20 protein-coding genes are annotated in these 18,170 nt (G+C 71.5%); 15 read left to right on the forward strand and 5 right to left on the reverse strand.

The genetic code is table 11. From position 1 onward, the window contains the following. Together ACFU5F_RS24240 and ACFU5F_RS24245 are read left to right on the forward strand one after the other, a co-directional pair. The coding region (locus ACFU5F_RS24240; RefSeq protein WP_383890858.1) for an ABC transporter permease at positions 1–393 on the forward strand (393 nt) is incomplete at its 5' end. Between the two features lie 61 nt (positions 394–454). Continuing rightward, positions 455–1,939 carry an NAD-dependent succinate-semialdehyde dehydrogenase gene (locus ACFU5F_RS24245; protein WP_383890861.1) on the forward strand — a complete coding sequence of 495 codons (1,485 nt, stop codon included), beginning with the start codon at positions 455–457 and terminating at the stop codon, positions 1,937–1,939. 38 nt (positions 1,940–1,977) lie between these two features. Here the strand turns inward: ACFU5F_RS24245 and ACFU5F_RS24250 are convergent, their stop codons facing one another. After that, positions 1,978–2,577 (reverse strand): helix-turn-helix domain-containing protein, encoded by a 600-nt coding sequence (locus tag ACFU5F_RS24250; RefSeq protein ID WP_383890863.1) that lies wholly within the window; start codon positions 2,575–2,577, stop codon positions 1,978–1,980. Between the two features lie 79 nt (positions 2,578–2,656). Then, a complete protein-coding gene (locus tag ACFU5F_RS24255) occupies positions 2,657–3,559 on the reverse strand; it encodes a LysR substrate-binding domain-containing protein (RefSeq protein WP_383890866.1) in 903 nt (300 codons plus the stop codon). Positions 3,560–3,670: 111 nt separating this feature from the next. Here ACFU5F_RS24255 and ACFU5F_RS24260 point away from each other — a divergent pair, with 111 nt between their 5' ends. From ACFU5F_RS24260 to ACFU5F_RS24295, 8 genes are all read left to right on the forward strand, one after another. Next, positions 3,671–4,864, forward strand: coding sequence for a four-carbon acid sugar kinase family protein (locus ACFU5F_RS24260; RefSeq protein ID WP_383890868.1), 1,194 nt, complete (start codon positions 3,671–3,673; stop codon positions 4,862–4,864). Continuing rightward, the gene (gene pdxA / locus ACFU5F_RS24265; RefSeq protein ID WP_383890871.1) at positions 4,861–5,850 is read left to right on the forward strand and encodes a 4-hydroxythreonine-4-phosphate dehydrogenase PdxA; all 990 of its coding nucleotides are present in this window, start codon (positions 4,861–4,863) and stop codon (positions 5,848–5,850) included. The genes ACFU5F_RS24260 and pdxA overlap by 4 nt, the downstream gene beginning before the upstream one ends. A gap of 47 nt (positions 5,851–5,897) precedes the next feature. After that, on the forward strand, positions 5,898–6,557 hold the full coding sequence (locus ACFU5F_RS24270; protein ID WP_383890874.1) for a hypothetical protein: 660 nt from the start codon (positions 5,898–5,900) through the stop codon (positions 6,555–6,557). A gap of 252 nt (positions 6,558–6,809) precedes the next feature. Then, on the forward strand, positions 6,810–7,949 hold the full coding sequence (gene solA, locus ACFU5F_RS24275) for an N-methyl-L-tryptophan oxidase (RefSeq protein WP_383890877.1): 1,140 nt from the start codon (positions 6,810–6,812) through the stop codon (positions 7,947–7,949). A gap of 421 nt (positions 7,950–8,370) precedes the next feature. Further along, on the forward strand, positions 8,371–8,832 hold the full coding sequence (locus ACFU5F_RS24280; protein ID WP_383890880.1) for an Lrp/AsnC family transcriptional regulator: 462 nt from the start codon (positions 8,371–8,373) through the stop codon (positions 8,830–8,832). Between the two features lie 425 nt (positions 8,833–9,257). After that, a complete protein-coding gene (locus ACFU5F_RS24285) occupies positions 9,258–10,943 on the forward strand; it encodes an MFS transporter (protein WP_383890883.1) in 1,686 nt (561 codons plus the stop codon). A gap of 51 nt (positions 10,944–10,994) precedes the next feature. Beyond that, positions 10,995–11,528, forward strand: a complete 534-nt coding sequence (locus ACFU5F_RS24290; protein ID WP_383890886.1) for a hypothetical protein — start codon at positions 10,995–10,997, stop codon at positions 11,526–11,528. 135 nt (positions 11,529–11,663) lie between these two features. Next, positions 11,664–11,861, forward strand: a complete 198-nt coding sequence (locus tag ACFU5F_RS24295) for a hypothetical protein (RefSeq protein WP_013005558.1) — start codon at positions 11,664–11,666, stop codon at positions 11,859–11,861. A gap of 17 nt (positions 11,862–11,878) precedes the next feature. Here ACFU5F_RS24295 and ACFU5F_RS24300 read toward each other — a convergent pair whose 3' ends face one another. Further along, positions 11,879–13,294 (reverse strand): DUF2252 domain-containing protein, encoded by a 1,416-nt coding sequence (locus ACFU5F_RS24300; RefSeq protein WP_383890890.1) that lies wholly within the window; start codon positions 13,292–13,294, stop codon positions 11,879–11,881. Between the two features lie 188 nt (positions 13,295–13,482). On the opposite strand from ACFU5F_RS24300, the gene ACFU5F_RS24305 reads away from it, so the two are divergent. The 3 genes from ACFU5F_RS24305 (at position 13,483) to ACFU5F_RS24315 (ending at position 15,401) form a co-directional block, all read left to right on the forward strand. After that, a complete protein-coding gene (locus ACFU5F_RS24305) occupies positions 13,483–14,193 on the forward strand; it encodes an HdeD family acid-resistance protein (protein WP_383890893.1) in 711 nt (236 codons plus the stop codon). A gap of 221 nt (positions 14,194–14,414) precedes the next feature. Continuing rightward, entirely contained in the window at positions 14,415–14,885 is a 471-nt protein-coding gene (locus ACFU5F_RS24310; RefSeq protein WP_383890896.1) for an SHOCT domain-containing protein, read from the forward strand. Between the two features lie 81 nt (positions 14,886–14,966). Further along, on the forward strand, positions 14,967–15,401 hold the full coding sequence (locus ACFU5F_RS24315) for a hypothetical protein (RefSeq protein WP_383890898.1): 435 nt from the start codon (positions 14,967–14,969) through the stop codon (positions 15,399–15,401). Here the strand turns inward: ACFU5F_RS24315 and ACFU5F_RS24320 are convergent. Continuing rightward, positions 15,367–16,041 carry a hypothetical protein gene (locus ACFU5F_RS24320; RefSeq protein ID WP_383890901.1) on the reverse strand — a complete coding sequence of 225 codons (675 nt, stop codon included), beginning with the start codon at positions 16,039–16,041 and terminating at the stop codon, positions 15,367–15,369. The two genes, ACFU5F_RS24315 and ACFU5F_RS24320, sit on opposite strands and share 35 nt — an antisense overlap. 10 nt (positions 16,042–16,051) lie before the next feature. Beyond that, complete coding sequence (locus tag ACFU5F_RS24325) at positions 16,052–16,627, reverse strand: TerD family protein (RefSeq protein ID WP_383890903.1); 576 nt, start codon at positions 16,625–16,627, stop codon at positions 16,052–16,054. A gap of 167 nt (positions 16,628–16,794) precedes the next feature. Here ACFU5F_RS24325 and ACFU5F_RS24330 point away from each other — a divergent pair, with 167 nt between their 5' ends. Both ACFU5F_RS24330 and ACFU5F_RS24335 read left to right on the forward strand, forming a co-directional pair. Beyond that, positions 16,795–17,211, forward strand: coding sequence for a BlaI/MecI/CopY family transcriptional regulator (locus ACFU5F_RS24330; RefSeq protein WP_383890906.1), 417 nt, complete (start codon positions 16,795–16,797; stop codon positions 17,209–17,211). A 6-nt stretch (positions 17,212–17,217) separates the two neighbouring features. Then, complete coding sequence (locus ACFU5F_RS24335; protein WP_383890909.1) at positions 17,218–18,150, forward strand: M56 family metallopeptidase; 933 nt, start codon at positions 17,218–17,220, stop codon at positions 18,148–18,150. Positions 18,151–18,170 lie beyond the last annotated feature (20 nt).

Here is an 18,170-nt window from a genome sequence, read left to right on the forward strand (position 1 = left end):
ACCCTGCGCGGCATCGACGAACGCCTCGAGGACGCCGCCGCCAGCATGGGCGCCGGCCGGCTCACCATCGCCCGGAAGATCACCTTCCCCCTCGCGGCACCCGGCATGATCGCGGCGGCGATCTTCTCCTTCATCACCAGCTTCGACGAGTTCTACATCTCCCAGTTCCTGTCCTCCGTCGACACCGTCACCCTCCCGGTGCAGGTCTACAACTCCCTCACCTTCGAGATCGACCCCAGCGTCACCGCCGTCAGCGCCATCCTCATCGCCTTCGCCATCCTCGCCCTCGGCCTCGTCGCCCTGGTCCGCTGGCTCGGCTCCGGACGACAGGACTCCCTCCTCTCCGTCGAGAACACCGTCGGCGTCGCCAACCCCGGAGGCGAAGCCGTATGACCACCCACCGATCGTGCTCCCTCAACCACACCACCCTGCGATCAGCGAAAGGGCCACGCGCATGACTGACACGCTCACCGCGCCCTCATGGCAGTCGGCAGTCCTCGAATCCGTCCCCCGTGGCTTCCTCGCCCACGACTGGCAACCCGCCACCGGAGGTCGCACCTTCGAGGTGCGCAACCCCGCGACCGAGGACGTCATCGCCACCGTCGCCGACTGCGGCCCACAGGACGCGTTGAAAGCACTGGACGCGGCGGCCGCGGCCGCCGACCAGTGGGCCCTCACCAGCCCACGGGACCGCGCGGCCGTCCTGCACCGGCTCACCGACGCCCTGATCGAACACCGTGAGCGGCTGGCCCGGATCATCACCCTGGAGATCGGCAAGACGATCAGAGAAGCCCGGGGCGAGGTCGACTACGCCGCGGCCTACTTTCGCTGGTACGCCGAGGAGGCGGTCCGTCCGCCCGGGCGCAGCACCCCCTCCCCGGACGGGAGGAGTCACATCGTCACCGTCGCCGAACCGGTCGGCCCCTGCCTGCTGATCACCCCGTGGAACGTGCCGCTGGCCATGGCCGCCCGCAAGGCCGCCGCCGCCCTCGCCGCAGGCTGCACCGCCGTACTCAAACCGGCCGCGCTCACCCCACTGTCCTCCCTGCTCCTGGGCGAGCTGGCACGCGAGGCCGGCGCACCCGCGGGTGTCCTGACCGTGATCACCAGCAGCGACGCGGCAGCGGTCACCACGGCGCTGCTGGCCGACCCCCGGCTGCGCAAGCTGTCCTTCACCGGCTCCACCCCGGTCGGCAGGCTGCTGCTCCAGCAGAGCGGTGCGCGGGTACTGCGCACCTCGATGGAGCTGGGCGGCAACGCGCCGTTCCTGGTCTTCGACGACGCCGACCTCGACCTCGCGGTCCGCGAAGCGATGATCGCGAAGATGCGGCTGGGCGGCCAGTCCTGTGTCGGCGCCAACCGGTTCCTGGTCCAGGAGTCGATCGCCGACGCGTTCGCCGCAGCGCTGGGCGAACGGATCGCCGCCATCCGGGTGGGTGCCCCGGACCGGGAGGACACCGAGCTCGGCCCGCTGGCCGACCACCGTGCGGTGGACAAGGTCCGTCACCTCGTCGAGGACGCCCTGGCCCGCGGTGCCGTCGTCGTCGGCCAGGCGGACATCCCCGACGGGCCGGGCCACTACGCGGCCCCCACCGTGCTGGACCACGTTCCCGCCGATGCCGCGATCATGAGTGAGGAGATCTTCGGTCCCGTCGTGGCCATCCACCGCTTCTCCACCGAGGCCGAGGCCATCGCGGTGGCCAACGACACCGAACACGGCCTCGCGTCGTATGTGATGACGTCCCACATCGACCGCGCCCGCCGGGTCGCCGCCCGTCTGCAGGCCGGCATGGTCGGCATCAACCGCGGCCTGGTCTCCGAGGTCGCGGCACCCTTCGGCGGGGTCAAGCAGTCCGGCCTCGGCCGCGAAGGCGGACCCGAGGGCCTCCACGAGTACCAGCAGCTCAAGTACCTGTCCCTGCCCGGCTTCCACAGCTGAGCAGGTCCACGGGCGGCTGAGAGGTCGTGTCGTGGAACTCAGGCAGCGCACAAAGTCGCGGCGGGGCGCCGACCCGCGGTGAACGCGGCCGGTGGGACACCCATGAAGTGGCGGAACTCGGCCGTCATGTGGGACTGGTCGTAGTAGCCGGCCGTCGCAGCGATGTCTGCCCATCGGCCCGCATCGGCCGCGAGCACGGTGCGAACGCGGTCGATACGTGCGAAGTGATTGGGGGACAAGCCGATGGCGTCGGTGAACAGGGCGTGCAGGCGGCGCTCACTGATGTGCAATCGGGCCGCGGTCGCGGTGACAGTGGTGCCGACCAGTAGACGCGCCGCCTCTTCGAGCCGCTCCGACGGCTCCGGGCGGTCGGTCAATGCCTTGTCGAGAGCGGTGACCGGGTCGGCGGCGAGCTGGTCGACGTCCAGACCCGGTAGTCCGCGGAGCGGCAGGGCGCCGTCGGCGAGACCGTTCAGCGAACGTCCGAGCAGGGCTTGGGCACGACCCGGCCGCATACGAACCCGCACGCACGAGTGGCCGGGCGCGGCGCCGTGATAGGCAGCCCGGGTGCGGGGGCCCATGACGACCAACTCGCGCTTGTCAGTGCGCAGGAGAAGCGTGGTGGCGTGATCGGGCACATCGACCGCCGCCGAAGCACCCGCCGTTCGTAGCGTACGCGCCCGCATCTCGCAGGCGAAGGTGCGACGAGTCCAGTGGTCACACCGGTTCGGAATCGTTTTCGAGCGAGCTCGTCCTGGCCCGCAGCCATGCCGTCAGCCGGCGGACGCGTCCGTCCTGCTCGGGTGATTGACGGCCGAGGAGGTAGTAGCTGGTGCCGTCCGGGACGAAACCGAAGGGTGCGACGAGTTGCCCTCGCTCCAGATCGTCGCGGGCGACGGCATACGGGGCGATGGCGACCCCGACGCCGGCCGCGGCGGCCTGGAGGGTCAGGTAGAAGTGCTCCAGGCTCTGCTGGGAGGCGGGCTCTGCCTTCATGCCGGCGATACGTCGCCAGTCGTCCCACGCCTGCGGTCGCGTGGCGGTGTGCAGAAGAGTCACCTGCGATACGCCGTCGGCGCCGGTCAGGAGGGCCGCGAGATCAGGCCGGCAGACGGGGCCGATCCGCTCCGCGAACAGGCGGGTCCGGCTCGCCTCTTCGGGGAACGGGAAGTCGTCTCGGCGGATCGCGAGGTCGATGTCGTCCCGCTCGAAGAAGACGGGGCCGCCGCCTGCGGACAGGTGGACGGCGACGTCCGGCACGTTCAGGGCCAGATCGGGGAGCCGGGGGATGAGCCATCGCATCAGGAGTGTGGGCTCACACGAGAGGGTGAGCGGTCCCGCCGATGTCCGGTGTGAGATCTGCCGGGCTGCTGCATCGATCTGATCGAGCGCGTCCCGCACGACGGCCGCCAGTTGGCGAGCCTGCGGGGTCGGGCGCAGGGCGCGTGTCCCTCGCTCGAACAGTGGTCTTCCGAGGGACCGTTCCAGGTTCTGGATCTGTCGGCTCACCGCGCCGTGCGTGACATGCAGTTCCTGTGCCGCCGCCGTCATGCTCGCGTACCGGACGGTCGCCTCGAAGGGCAGCAGCGTATTCAGGGGAGGAAGGTCCGGCCAGCGCATGTGTGAATTCTACTCACAGGTCCTGTGAGAATGAGTCGTTTGTCCTGCTCGTTTTCCTGAAGGACTATTGATCTGTTCACAGAAAAGGGTGGCTGAACGGAGAGATGGGTCATGAGATTCCGCGACGACGTGCGGCACGCTATCGCCATCCTTGCGGATGACCTCACCAGCGCAGGGGACGGTGCCGCGCCGTTCCGACAGGCAGGTCACGACGCCCGGATCCTGTTCACCACCCCAGCCAGTGGGCCGCCACACGCCGCGTGCGTGAGCGCGGTCGACCTGGGGAGCCGGGTGCTGGACGAGGAGGCCGCCGCTTTGTCTGCCTGGCGGGCGGCCCGCCTGTTCGCCGGCTCCGAGTTGCTCTTCAAGACGGTGGATTCCACCCTGCGCGGTCATGTCGCGGCAGAGGTCCGGTCCGCATGGGCGGGATCGGGGAGGCGGGCGGTCGTCATCGCCTCGGCCTTCCCCGCGGAGGGCAGGGTGACGGTGGATGGGGTCCAGTACGTGCGGGGCGTACCGGTCCACGAGAGCGACTATGCCCGCGATCCGGTACACCCCGTGCGGTGCTCGGACCTCGCCGTGCTGTTCCCGGAGGCCGTGTCTGTGCAGCCGGACCGGGCAGCCGAGCTGCCCGAACTGATCGGGAACGGTGACCTGATCGTCTGCTCCGCCACCGTAGACGGTGACCTCGACCGTCTGGTGGCAGCGGTGCCGCGGCTCGACGAAGTGCTGTGGGTCGGCTCCCCGGGTCTGGCGGCCGCCCTGGCCCGAAGATGTGCACGCGGCACAAGCAGCGCTGTACCACTGTTCGCCCCGGCCCGACGTCCACTGATCGTGGTCGGCAGCACCAACCCGGCGACCCGACGGCAGTTGGTCAAGCTCCATGGAAGTGCGGACGTCCAGGGTGTCACCGTCGACGTCGATCCGGCGCCGGCCGTTCAGGTGCTGCGCGGCCTGACGGCTCCCGTCCTCACCCTGCAGACACCCGATGAACGCCACACGCCACAGACCGCACGAGTACTCGCCCGCTCTCAGGCGGCAGTCGTCCAGGCGCTGACCGAAGACCGCACGGTCGACGCGCTCGTCATCACCGGGGGAGAGACGGCCACCACCGTGCTCCAGCCCCTCGGCGCCACCGGCATCGACCTACTCGACGAACCCGAACGGGGCGTCGTCCGCGGATCTCTGATCGGCCGACTCCCCCTTCCCGTGCTGATCAAGGCAGGCGGCTTCGGCGACGACGCCATGCTCCTGCGCCTGTGCCACCTCATCCGACAGCGCCCCGACTCAGGAGAGAGCGCATGACCCCGATCGCCATCACCATGGGCGACCCCTGCGGAATCGGCCCCGAGATCACCCTCAAGGCGTGCGCCGATTCCCGGCGCACCATCCCCGTCGTCGTCATCGGCGACATCGACGTCCTCGACCGCGCCGACAAGATCGCCGACACCCACCTCGCACTCCGCTCCATCGCATCGGTCGACCAGGCGAAGTTCGCACCCGGCACGGTGGACGTCCTCGCGGAGAACAGCCTTCCGGCCGACCTGCCCTGGGGCACCCTCGACGAGCGAGCCGGCGCGGCGTCCTTCCGGTACGTCCGCCGCGGCATCGAGCTCGCGATGGCCCACGAGGTACGGGCGCTGGTGACCGCGCCGATCAACAAGGAAGCCCTGCGCCTGTCCGGCGTCCCCTATCCCGGGCACACCGAGATCCTCGCCGACCTGTCCGGCACCACCGACTACGCGATGATGATGGCCACCGACGAGCTGCGGATCGTCCTGGTCACCGTGCACGAGTCACTCCGCACCGCGATCGACGCGATCACCACCCCGCGCGTACTCGACATCATCCGCCTCACCCAGCGCACACTTCAGCGCGGCGGCCTGCCCACCCCCCGCATCGCCGTCGCCGGCCTCAACCCCCACGCAGGGGAGAACGGCCTGTTCGGTCGTGAGGACCTGGACATCATCGCCCCCGCCATCCGGTCCGCGCAGAGCGAAGGCATCCGGGCCAGCGGGCCCTGGCCCGCCGACACCGTCTTCATGCGAGCCCGCGCCGGAGCCTTCGACGCCGTGGTCGCCCAGTACCACGACCAGGGCCTCATCCCCGTCAAGTACCTCGGGATCGAACACGGCGTCAACATCACCATCGGCCTGCCCTTCGTCCGCACCAGCGTCGACCACGGCACCGCCTTCGACATCGCCGGTCTTGGCACGGCCGACCACACCAGCCTGCTCGCCGCCCTGACCCACGCCGACCGCCTGTCCTCAGGGGCGCCGGACCGGCCCTGACCCGACGGCCCCGCGTACGCCCCGGAACAGAGAACCGAAGGACACCAATGGACTTCATTTTCATGCTCACCCGCGACGACCGCACCGTCACCGACTGCCTGGAGGTCCTCGACACCATCGAGGACCTCGGCATCACCCACATCGGATTCAAGGACATCGGGGTTGACCCCGACACCCTCGCCAAGCTCCACACCCGCATCAAGAACATGGGCGCCACCACCTACCTCGAGGTCGTCAGCACCCATCGGGACCAAGCACTTGCCTCGGTACGGACGGCCACCGAACTCGGCGTCGACTGGCTGATGGGCGGCACCTGGATCGAGGAGACCCTCCACCTCCTGCACGGCACGTCCATCGGCTACCTGCCCTTCGCCGGAGAACCTCTGGGGCATCCCACCCGCCTGGCCGGAACTCCGGACCGCATCGCCGATGACAGCAGGCGAGCGGAGGCCGCCGGCTGTGCGGGCGTCGACCTCCTCGCGTACCGCGCCACCGATGCCGACCCTCTCGACCTGGTCCGTGCCGCCCGCGCCGCCACCACCGGCCGCCTGGTCGTCGCCGGCTCGCTCACCAGCACCGACCAGATACAGGCGCTGGCATCAGCCGGGGTCGACGCCTTCACCATCGGATCCGCCGCTTTCGCAGGCTCCCTGCAGCCCCACGCCGGCACCCTCCGCTCCCAACTGGCGCCCGTGGTGGGCCTGTAGCCAGAGCCGTCCCCGGGAACGTTGCAGGACGGCGGAGCGGAGTGTCCCGTGCGGGCGGAGCGGTCACCGTTTCGGACCTCTTGACTACCCCGTAGGCCGCTGCCATGCTCTGTGCCAGATAATAGCACATCGTGCCACAATGTGGCACATGGATGGGTTGGGGGGTCCCCAGTGTGCGCCCCCTCCACGTCGCCCCCAGCGTCCTCACGCTCGGGCCCAGTCTGCGGCTCGGCGATACGAAAGGAAACACCTGTGTCAGCCACGAGGAAGCGCGTCGCCGTGGTCGGCGTGGGAACGATGGGCAGCCAGGCCGCCTGGCGGCTGGCGGCACGCGGCGCCGAGGTCGTCGGCTACGACCGCTACGCACCCGGCCACGACCGCAGCGCCGCAGGCGGCGAGACCCGGGTCTTCCGCAGCGTGCAGACCCACGACGGCCGCTATGTGCCGCTCGTCCGGCACGCCGACGCCCTCTGGAAGCAGTTGCAGGCGGAGACCGGGCGGGAACTGCGCCGTCTGACCGGAGCCCTGGTCATGGGGCCGGCCGATGACCCCGAGATGCGCACTGTCATGGACGGCATCGCCGAGCACGGCCTCGACCACGAGATGATCGACACCGAGGCCATGGCGAAGCGTTTCCCGCAGTTCCGCGTCGACGACGGCGACCTGGTGGTCCTCGACTCCCACGCGGGGTTCGTCCGCCCGGAGCTGACGGTCCAGACCGCGGCCCGGCGTGCCGAGGAACTGGGGGCCCGGGTCCGCCGCTACACCCCGGTGCGGGAAGTGACTCCCGTCGCCGGGGGAGGAGTGGAGATCCGCACCGACACCGACACCGAGCGCTTCGACGCCGCGGTCGTCACCCCGGGCCCCTGGGTGGGCGACCTGCTGCCCGACCTGCCGTGGGAAGTGAACGTCTACCGCGCGATCAGCGCCTGGTTCCTGCCCCACGAGGACCATCCCGCAGACGCCGAGCGTCCCGCCTTCGTCCGCTGCGGCGACATCCCCTTCTACGGCATCCCGTCCCCGGACGGCCTGGCTGTCAAGCTGGGCCTGCCCCAGCCGCACCACAGGCCCGTGGACGACCCCAACCACCTGAACCGGACCGTTGCACCGGAGGAACTGGAGACCTTCACCACGGCGGTGCGGCGCCACCTGCCCGGTCTGAACCCCGACCCGGTGCGCCTGTCCGTCTTCATGGAGGGCTACACCGACAGCACCCTCCCTCTGGTCGGCCCCCTGCCGGGCTGCGACGACATCGTCCTGCTGGCCGGCTTCTCCGGCCAGGGCTTCAAGATCTCGCCCGCCATGGGCGACATCGCCGCGGACCTCGCCCTGCGGGGCCACACCGCCCAGCCGATCGACTTCATCACCACGAACGACCGCACCGCGGCCTGAGTCGGAAAGAGGGAACACATGTCCCCGGCCATCGGCACGCTGCGGGCCGAGCCCGGCCGGAAGACCCACGGGAGCCCGCCCGCCGACCTCGGCACCACGACGGTGGAGGTGCCCCTGATCCTCGTCGACGGATCCCGTCCCGGCCCCAGGGTCGTGATCACTCATCTACAACATGAACGGGCTGACCGTGCGCCCCGGCACGCACCTCGCCGCCATCGCCGCCCCACGACTGACGAGCGCCTCATGCCCGCCCACTGAACCGGGCGCAAGAAGCTCCGCGACCAGCCTGGTCCGCTTCGACCGGAGCGGTGGCCTGCTGAAGACCCGCCGCCACGGCCTCGCCTCCGGCACCCGGTCGCGCCGGAGACCCCTGCCGCGGGGGTTTGCGACCTTGACCGATTCGCGAAGGAGACGGTCCGCTGTGGACACCATCGACGAGAAGATCATCGCCGAGCTGACCCGCAACGCGCGCATCCCGCACTCGGAGTTGGCCGGCAAGGTGCTGCTGTCCCGTAACGCGGTGCGCCAGCGCATCGAACGGCTGGAGCGCCAGGGCCACATCGCCGGCTACACCATCGTCCGCGCAGGCGGCGACACCGGCGATGTGGTCTCGGCGCTCGTACTCGTCTACCGCAAGGACCGCATGCGTGGCGGCGACGTCCTGGCCGCGCTCAAGCGCATTCCGGAGGTCGTCATCTGCGAGATCCTCAGCGGCGACTTCGACATCATGGTGCGTCTGGAGGCGGCCTCGCTGGAACGCGTACGGAGCATCTGGGAGGACATCGCCAAGATGCCGGGCGTACAGGACACGGTCACCGCGCTCACCCTGTCCGGGGTGGTCAACCGCCGACGTGGAGAGCAGGGGCCGGCAGCAGCGGGGTGAGCCGCGCGGTGGCGCGTTCCCGGCCGCGCAGTCCGCCCTGGCGGGAGATCGTCTCGGCCTGTCGCCTCACACCCTCTCTGTCCGGTGTCATCGGCGGCAGGACCCGCCGAGCTCCGCATGGCTCCTCGAGGCCGCGTCATGTACCGGCTGGAAGCCCTCGACCCGGCCGATGAAACTTGCCAGATTCTCCCCAGGCCCGATCACGGTCGTATGTGCGGCGATGCGCAGGCCGAGCGGGATGCCGCTCTCGCGACCTGCCCGCGGCTCCGGCGGACCGTGGTGTCGGGGGGCGAAGTGGTTGCCTCGCCCGTGGCGGGTGAGGCGCCGCCACGGCTTCTGAGCTGCGATGGAGAGCGTGGAACGGCCGTCGTCCGGGTGACGGCGGTGGCGTTCCGGGCACACTCCGTTTCGGCGAGGAGGACACGGTGAAGCAGTGGCGGGCTCTGATCGTCCTCGGGACGGCCCAGTTCCTGATGGTGCTGGACACGTCCGTCATGAACGTCTCCATCAGTCAACTCGTCGAGGACTTCGACACCGAGGTCACCGCCATCCAGGGCGTGATCACGCTGTACGCGCTGGTCATGGCCGCCTTCATGATCATCGGGGGGAGGTTCGGCGACATCCTCGGCCGCCGCAGGCTGTTCTTCCTCGGGCTCGTGGTCTACGGCATCGGCTCGGCCCTGACCGCCGTCGCGCCCACCCTGTGGGTCCTCGGGCTCGGCTGGTCGGTCATCGAGGGTCTCGGAGCGGCCATGGTGCTGCCGTCGATGGCCGCCCTGGTCGCCGAGTCCTATCGGGGCCGGGACCGGGCCGTCGCCTACGGAGTCATCGGCGGGCTGGCCGGCGCGGGCATCGCCGTCGGTCCGCTGCTGGGCGGCTGGGTGACGACGTACCTCACCTGGCGGCTGGTCTTCGCCGGGGAGGTCGTCATCGTCATCGCCGTGCTGTGCTTCCGCCGCGTGATCACCGAGGTCCCCCGGACCGGCCGGCGCCCCGCGATGGACGGTGTCGGCGCCGCGCTGTCGGCCACCGGCCTCGCCCTCGGCGTGCTCGGCGTGCTGCAGAGCAGCACCTGGGGCTGGGTGCAGCCCCGCAACCCGCCCTTCACCGTCATGGGCTTCGCCCCGACCCTGTTCGTCATCGGCGCAGGAGCCCTCGTCCTGGCCGCCTTCACGCACTGGGAGCACAGGCGGACCGCCCACGGCACCGACCCCCTCGTCCACCTGCCCCTCCTGCGCAGGCCCGCGCTGGGCTCGGGCCTGTCGGCCCTGCTCTGCCAGAACCTCATCCTCCTCGGGCTGTTCTTCACCATCCCGCTCTATCTGCAGGTCGTGCAGGGCTTCGACGCCTTCGAGACCGGGCTGCGGCTGCTCCCGGTGTCCATCACCATGCTGGCCGCGTCCCTGGTCGCCTCCCGGCTGGGCCGCAGGGCGGGACCGCGCCGCGTGGTACGGCTGGCCCTGGCGACCCTGGCCGTGGCCATCGTGTGGCTGCTGGCCACCATCGACCAGGTGATCGACGACACCCAGTTCGCCCTGGCCATGGCCCTGCTCGGCGTGGGCATGGGGCTGCTCGCCTCGCAGCTGGGCAACGTCGTGCAGTCCAGCGTGGGGGAGGAGGAACGCAGCGAGGTCGGCGGCCTGCAGTTCACGGCCCAGAACCTCGGTTCCGCGCTGGGCACCGCGCTCATCGGCTCGCTGCTCATCGGTGCCCTCGCCCACGCCTTCACCGCCCAGGTGGAGGACGACCCGAGGCTGTCGCAGGAGGCCCGGCAGCAGACGAGTGTCGCGCTGCAGGCCGGGATCAGTTTCGTCCCCACCGAGCAGGTGCGTGAGGCGGCCGAGGACGCCGGGCTGCCACCGTCCGAGGTCGACGCCCTCACGGACTCCTACGCGACGGCCCAGCTGAACGGCCTCAAGGCCGCCATCCTCGCGACCGGCGGCATCACCCTCGCCGCGTTCCTGGTCACCCCCCGACTGCCCGGTGCGCGGACGGACCGTACGCCGGCGCCCGCGACGGGCGGCTCGGAGCCGTCCGGCACCGGGCGCACCCCGGAGGTCGCGCACGGTTCGCGCCACGGCGGCCGGGCCCGCCCGCACGACGGCGACTGACGGCCGGAGCGAGGCCCCGGGGGACCACCCGCCACCGAGAGGAGGCCGACGATGTCCGCGACCGGACCGGCACCCGCACCCGCCACGCCCCGCGACCAGCGCCGCGCCGAGCGCCGGGCCCGTGCCGACTACACCGGCGGGGTCTACGGATCCATGCTGGCCTCCTCCGTGCTCATCGGCGTCGGCGCCCTGGGGTCCTACCCGCGCCTGGAGATCGTCCTCCTGCTGGTGCTCACCGGCCTCGTGTTCTGGATCGCGCACGTGCACGCCCAGCTGTTCGGGGCGCGGCTGGCGCAGCACGGCCTGAACCGCAGGGTCGTGCTGGAGGTGTGCCGCGAGGAGTGGCCGATCGTCAAAGCCGCCGTCCCGCCTGCCGCCGCCGTGGCGCTCAGTCCCGTCCTCGGCCTCGATCTGCCGGGCGCCCTGTGGCTGGCGATCGCGGTGGCCGTGGCCGGACAGGTGGGCTGGTCCGCGGCGGCCGCCCGCCGGGCCGACGCCTCCTGGGGACTGGTCGCCGTCACGGCCTCGGTGAACCTGCTGCTCGGCCTCCTGATCATCGCGTTCAAGCTGTACCTGACCCACTGAATCACCGAGCCCCGGTCCGGCCCGCCGACTCCGACTCTCACCTTCCGGGGGTGAGGCCCGCCCGGGCCACCGGGCCGCACGATCGCAGAGAAGGGGCGCAGCCCGCCCGCCACCGGCCGTGGGGAATCATCGCGCATGCGCTACGAGATCCGCGTCGACGGACATCTGTCGAAGGCGCTGACCGGCGCCTTCCCCGAGCTGGACCATGTGCGGATGTCCGGCCACACCGTGCTGTTCGGGCACGTCGTCGACGAGGCGCATCTGTACGGTCTGCTGGCCCGCTGCCAGTCCCTCGGCCTACGGGTCCTGGAGATGCGCCAGCTGCCGGAGTGAGCCGGCGCGGGCGTCCGTCAGAGGATCTCCGCGCGGACCCGGCCCGTGTGCGCGGCGACCCTCAGCGCGTCGAAGTCCCGCTCGTTGCGGTCGGCGTAGGCCTGCGCGAACTCGGCGAGCGCCCGGTCGAAGCGGTCGCTGCCGCCGAGGTAGGCGGCGATGGCGACGGGGTCGCCGGAACGGGCGTGGGCCCGGGCCAGACTGGCCCCGCACACCCGCGCGAACAGCCGCAGCATGCCGGGGTCCCAGGTCTCCGGCCGCGCGATGCCCTTCCAGTCGCGCAACTGCCGTACGTAGAAGTCGCGTTCGCGCCCGTCGAGACCGACCACATGGGTCCAGCCCAGGAAGATGTCACTGGTCGTCTGGATCAGTCGCTGCCCCGACACCACACGGCGGCCCTGGTTGTCCCAGCGGTCGCCGCCGAGCTGGGCGGAGAGGACGGACGGCTGTGCCTCCTTGGCCTGGAGCAGCAGCGGATCGGTGTCGTCCCGGCCGAGCAGGAGGACGATCCAGCAGCGCGTCCCGACGCTGCCGACGCCCACCACCTTGCGGGCCATGTCGACGACGCGGTAGTGGCGCAGCAGATGCCGGCGCTCCGAGGACAGGGTCCGTACGTACTGGTCCAGGACGTTCTGGAGTTCCTTCTCCTGCCCTTGCCCGGAGGGGTCCGCCAGCAGGTCCCTCAGCGGGGTGATCAGCGGCGGGTCGGGGGTGATCAGCCGTCCCTCGGCGGTGATCCGGGTGAGCTTCTCGAAGGCCTGGAGGTGGGTGCGCGTGCGGGCCTTCGTGGCCGCCTCGGCGGTACGGCGTCTGCTGCGCTTGTCCATCGACGAGGCCAACAGCTCCCGCAGCCGGTCGGCGTCGTCCTGCGCGTACCAGATGTCCAGGGTGGGCATCCCGGCGAAGTCGCGCATCCGCCGCCGGTACGCCTTCACACAGGTCCGCACCGCGCGGTTCTGCTCCTTCTCCGAGAACCCGTTGGCCCGGGCGGCGATCACGAAGCTGGCCGCCAGCCGCTTCACGTCCCATTCGAACGGCCCGGCCAGGGTCTCGTCGAAGTCGTTGATGTCGAAGACGAGATGGCGTTCGGGCGAGGCCAGCAGCCGGAAGTTGAGCAGATGGGCGTCGCCGCAGAGCTGCACCGTGAGGCCGGTGTTCGGCAGGGGGCCGAGGTCCGAGGCCATGATCGCCGCGGCACCCCGGTAGAAGCGGAACGGGGATTCGAGCATGCGGCCGTAGCGGATCGGTACCAGCTCCTGGAGCCGGGTGGCCGACTGGCGCTCGATCACCTCGATCGGGTCGGTCCGGCCGGCGTCCGCGTCCGCCTCGAACCAGCCGTGACAGGAGCGCGAGGCCCGCTCGCGCGCGCTCCGGCCGTACGCGGCCCTCTCGGCCACGGTCAGCGACGCCGTGGGTGCGCTGGATACGCTCATGGCCCCTACCTCCTGAACCGCCGGCCGGGCGTGCTTCCCACCTCATCGTGCATCCGCTGGGCCGGTTTCACCCGCCGAGGGTGATCCGGCCGGGAGCGGGCGCCGGGACGCTGGCCCCCAGAGAGGTCACCGCACACCGCCGCACGCCGGCGGTGCGGAAGCGGCCCGCTCGGCCGCGAGGAGGAGCCATGACGCACTCTCCCGACCCGGCCCCGCTGACCGGGACGGCCCGTGGGCACCGCGGAGCCGCCGACCGGCCGGGCGGAGCGGCCGCCCCGCCCCGTGGGGCGAGTCCCGGCGCCCTCGGCGACCCGGCGGAGGTCCTGGGGAGGGTCGGCCGGTCCTGGACGTGGATCCTCGGCGCGGCACTGGCCACGCTGGTGCCGGGCGTCATCGTCCTGGTCTGGCCGGACGGGACCCTGCACGTCCTCGCGGTCCTCATCGGGCTGTACCTGCTGGTGACGGGTATGTTCCGGTTCGTCGACGTCTTCGCCCGGGAGGAACCGGGAACACGGCTGTCGGGGCTGCTCCTCGCGCTGCTGTGCGTCCTGGCCGGGGTGCTGTGCCTGCGGAACCCGCTGCAGACGATCGCCGCGCTCTCGCTGATCGTCGGGGTGGTCTGGCTGGCGAGCGGCATCCTCACCCTCCACACCGCCCTCGCCGAAAAGGACCTGCCCCACCGCGGGTTCGTCCTCGGCGCCGCGGTGCTCGGCATCGTCGCGGGGATCGTGGTGCTGGCCCTGCCGACCGAATCGGCCACCGCGCTGACCCGGCTGCTCGGCCTGTGGCTGGTCCTGCTCGGTCTGGCGGAGGCGGCGGTCGCCTTCGCCTGGCGGGCCGCGCTCCACCGGGCCGGTCTCACGGGTGAGCACGGAGGGAGCGCCGGGCCCCCCGCGTGAGCGAGGGATGTGCCGGGGAGCCGCTGCGTATCAGCGGCTCCCCGGCATGTGCGGCTACGGCACCGGAGCCGGGGTCACACCCCGGGCCGGTCTCACCCGCCCGGGGTGAGGCGGCCGGCCCGTGGCGTGGGCACGCTGAGAGCGGCACCGGATGGTGCCGAGGGTGTCGCGCCTGGACGGCAGGAAACCTGCCGGGCGAACGCCCGGAACGGAGGAGAGACATGAGTGGTCAGACGTACCTCGCGTACGACTACCCGCTGCTGAGCGTCTTCTGGTCCATGCTCCTGCTGTTCGTGTGGATCATGTGGTTCGTGCTGCTCTTCCGTGTCGTCGTCGACATCTTCCGCGACGACGACATGAGCGGCTGGGCCAAGGCGGGCTGGCTGGTCCTCACGATCCTGCTGCCGTTCCTGGGTGTGTTCGTCTACGTGATCGCCCGCGGGAAGAACATGGGCAGCCGTGAGGTGGCCCAGGCCCGGGCGCAGCAGGCGGCCTTCGACTCCTACATCCGGGAGACGGCCCAGGGCGGTGGCGCACAGCCCAGCAGTGTCGACGAACTCGCCAGGCTGTCCGAGATCCGCTCTCGCGGCGACATCTCGGACGACGAGTTCCGCCGCGCGAAGGAACTGGTCCTGAGCGGCCACGGCGCTTCGGCGGGTGCGGGCACGGGCCGTTCCACCCCCGTGCGCTGAGAACCGCACCGCACACAACCGCACCCCACGCAACCGCATTGCACCGCACGCAACTGCACCACACCGAATGGAGGCAGCGGTATGACCGCCACACACTCCGGGCACATGCACGCGACCAAGCGGTCACATCCCTTCGCGGAGGGACTGACGGTCTTCGCGGCCATCATGCTGATGATCGCGGGTGTCCTCGGCGTCTGCCGGGGCATCATGGCCATCGCCGAGGACGAGGTCTTCGTCACGACGCGCAACTACGTCTTCGAGTTCGACCTCACCGGCTGGGGCTGGGTCCACCTCGCCCTCGGCGCCGTGGCCGTCCTCGTCAGCCTGGGCCTGTTCCAGGCGTCCCTGTGGGCCCGCGTCGCCGGCGTCGCCATCGCCGCGCTCATCATCATCGCCAACTTCCTGTCCCTGCCGTACTACCCCGTCTGGTCCATCGTGATGATCGCCTTCTCGGCGTTCATCATCTGGGCTCTGTGCGTGGTCAAGCGGGACGATGAGGCGGACTCGCTTCGCTGAGGGACGGGTCCTCGCGCAGGCAGCGGCGCAGGTGGGGCAGCATGCCACGGTGCAACAGGGCCTGCTGCCACACCAGCCGCGCCTGCTCCGTCCGGGCGGGCCCCGCCGGATCGCCGGGCCCGCGCCACGCCGTACGGAACAGGGCGGCGAGCGCGAGGAGGGCACTCGCGGCCGCGAACAGCGCGAGGGTCCAGCCGGCGGCCAGGAGCGAGCCGGGCAGCGTGCCCCGCACCCCGATCAGCCGCAGCAGGCAGCCGAGGACGAGGACGACCGCGGCGGAGCAGGCGGCCAGGGAGGGCGTGAGCACCGCGAGCAGCGGCAGCAGCCCGGCGTCGGCGGTCCGCTGTGCGGTACGCCCCGACCGGGCGCCCGGCCCGGGGCCGGCCCCGCTCACGTCGTCCGCGGTCTCCGCTGCGGACGCGAGGGCGGTGAGATACGCGCGGTACTCCTCCCGCGCCGCCGCCGCGATCGCGTCCGCGTCCGCCGACGCCCGGACCCGCAGCCGCCGTTCGGCCACCCCGCTGGGGTCGGCACGCAGGGCGTCCCGGATGTCCGGGGTGTCCAGCGCCCGGCACAGCACGGCCTCGAAGTCCGTCCGGTCCTCGGGGCGGAGGCCGGTCGGGGGATACGGCCCCGTCACCCCGGCCTCCTCAGACGTTGACGCCGAAGTCGGCGGCGATCCCGGCCAGTCCGGAGGCGTAACCCTGTCCGACGGCACGGAACTTCCACTCGGCGCCGTTGCGGTACAGCTCCCCGAAGACCATGGCCGTCTCGGTGGAGGCGTCCTCGGACAGGTCGTAGCGGGCGATCTCGGTGCCGCCCGCCTGGTTGACCACCCGGATGAAGGCGTTGCGGACCTGGCCGAAGCTCTGGCCCCGGTTCTCGGCGTCGTGGATCGACACCGGGAAGACGATCCGGTCGACCTCGGCCGGTACGGTCGCGAGGTTCACCTTGACCGACTCGTCGTCGCCCTCACCCTCGCCGGTGAGGTTGTCGCCGGTGTGCTCGACCGAACCGTCCGGGCTGGTGAGGTTGTTGTAGAAGACGAAGTGCCGGTCGGAGATCACCTTTCCGGAGGTGTCGAGCAGCAGCGCCGACGCGTCGAGGTCGTAGTCGGTGCCGGTGGTCGTGCGCACGTCCCAGCCCAGGCCGACCAGGACGGCGGTGAGGCCCGGTGCCGCCTTGCTGAGCGAGACGTTGCCGCCCTTGGACAGGGAAACTCCCACGGTGGACTCCTTCTTGAGGTGTCGGAGGCCGGCAGGGTCCCGTGGATCCTGCCGCCTGCGCGCTGTTCCGGCGTTCTGCCGTGATCCGAAATCTACAGCACTGTAGAAGAAGAGTGGAGGTGTTTCGGCAATCCGCCTTCTACAATCCTGTAGAGAGCGTGACGCGGATGGATCGGCCGGTGGCGAGGAGGCAGGGCGTGACGGACGAGCAGCGTCCCCGGCGGCGGGGGCAGGGCGAGCTGGAGGCGCTCGTCCTGTCGGCGCTGCGCGAGGCACGGGCCCCCGAGAGCGCGGGATGGGTCCAGGCCCGCCTCGGCGGGGACCTCGCCTACACGACGGTGATCACGATCCTGACCCGGCTGCTGGCCAAGGGCGCGGTGACCCGGGAGCGCTCCGGCCGCTCCTTCGTGTGGACCTCGGCCTCCGACCAGGCCGGCCTGGCCGCGCACCGGATGCGCAGGGTCCTCGACGGCGAGAGCGACCGCGAGGCCGTGCTGGCCAGCTTCGTCACCTCGCTGCAGCCGGACGACGAGCGCCTGCTGCGCGAGCTGCTCGGGCGGGCGAGGGCCGAAGGGGACGACTGAACTCGTATGGGGTTGTTCGTCTTTCTCCCGCTGGTCCTGCCGCTCACCGCGTGGCCGATCGCGCGGCTGGCCGAGCAACGGCTGCATCCCCGCACCGCCACCCGGCTGCTGACCGGCGTGGCCGTGGTGACGGCGGTGTGCAGCACGGTCAGCCTCGGTCTGCTGATGGTGGTCGGCACGGCCCAACTGCCCGGCAATCCGCTGCCCGACGGCTGGTCCGACCCCGAGGTGCGCGCGGCGGTCCCCTACGACGAGGTCGCCGGGCTGCCGGCCATCCCGGCGCTCCTCGCGGTCCTGGTGGCCTGCGGCCGCACCCTGTGGCGGCACGGGCGGGTGCGCCGTCGCGCCCACCGGGCCCTGGCCGGACTGCCGGACACCGAGGTGGCCGTCCTGCCCGACGGTGCGCCCTACGCGTACGCGCTGGCCGGGGGCCGGCGCGACCGGGTGGTGGTCACCACGGCCCTGCTGGCGTGCCTGGAACCGGCCGAGCGGCGGGCGCTGTTCGCCCACAAGCGGGCCCATCTCGCCGCCGGGCACCACCGGTTGCTGCTGGCCGTCCGGCTGGCCGCGCGCGCCAACCCATTCCTGTGGCCCCTGCGGACGGCCGTGTCCTACACGGCGGAACGGTGGGCGGACGAGGACGCGGCGCGTGCCGTCGGCAGCCGCCCGGTGGTGGCGCGCGCGATCGGCAAGGCCGCGCTCGTGTCGGCCGGTTCGCCGGTGACGACACTCGCCGGCTTCGCGGCGTCGGGGCCGGTGCCGCGCCGGGTGGCCGCCCTGCTGGGCCCCGCGCCCGCGGCGCGCAGCTGGCCGCCGGTGTTCACCTCGGTGGGGCTGGCCGCGTGGGGAGCCGCCGTCGGGGCGGTGCTCTCGGCGATGTCCTCGGCGAACTCGGCCGTGACGATGGCCTTCATTCTGTACGCTGCGACGCCTCTGTGACGTTAGGGGCTGCCGGGCGT

Source organism: Streptomyces sp. NPDC057438 (assembly GCF_042802995.1).
GTDB lineage: Bacteria > Actinomycetota > Actinomycetes > Streptomycetales > Streptomycetaceae > Streptomyces.